Annotated in this window: 1 protein-coding gene; it reads left to right on the forward strand. The window is 51.5% G+C overall.

All coding sequences use genetic code 11. The features are described from left to right. Positions 1-14 precede the first annotated feature (14 nt). The gene (locus OB13_RS18530; RefSeq protein ID WP_461491672.1) at positions 15-758 is read left to right on the forward strand and encodes a FecR family protein; all 744 of its coding nucleotides are present in this window, start codon (positions 15-17) and stop codon (positions 756-758) included. Positions 759-763: the final 5 nt, after the last annotated feature.

Consider the following 763-nt stretch of genomic DNA (forward strand, 5'->3'; position numbering starts at 1 on the left):
ATTAAAGTATTCTCATGTATCGTAAATTAGTGGCTGTAGCGGCTGCCCTTGTGCTTCTCACAGGTATAGCCTGGCTGATCCAACATTTCTTTTTCCCCTACTTTGGCCTGCAGGTAGTAGCATCCGGCGACCGCACCACGTCGGTGGTTTTGCCGGACAGCAGCAAGGTATGGCTGAACAAAGGCAGCAAGCTGGGCTATGACCCGGACTTTGATGAAGAGGAACGCGAGGTCAGGCTGGAGGGAGAAGCATTTTTTGAAGTAACCCCGGATCCGCAACGGCCCTTTATTGTTCAGACGGAAGGAACACAAACTACTGCACTTGGCACGTCCTTTAATTTAAGAGCCTATACTCCGGAAGAACATGTAGAATTAGCCGTGGCTTCGGGGAAGGCAATCTTCGCTTCCGCTGATCGGGAATCTGAAAAACAAGTGACGGCCGGTTATACCGCCACACTGGATGGACAAACCAAAGGTATAGCCGAGCATCCTGTTCAGGGTGGCAACGCGTGGGCCTGGAAATCGGGTAGCCTGGTTTTCAATGCTGCACCTATGGACCAGGTACTCCAGGACCTGGAGCGGTACTATGGCATAAAGTTCCAATTGCAAAACGCTGACCTGGCCAGCTGCCGCTTCACTGCCAGCTTCCAGGACACGGACCTCGATATTGTATTACAGGTGCTCAAAGCCACCTTCCAACTGGACTATCAAACACAGGATAACCATACCTATACCCTGACTGGCAAAGGCTGCCGGTAAGGAAA

The sequence above is a fragment of the Pontibacter sp. HJ8 genome, from assembly GCF_054824225.1.

What these genes read in the sequence shown, in the direction of transcription:
- OB13_RS18530 (WP_461491672.1), top strand. Translation starts at nt 15, where the DNA reads ATGTATCGTAAATTAGTGGCTGTAGCGGCTGCCCTTGTGCTTCTCACA.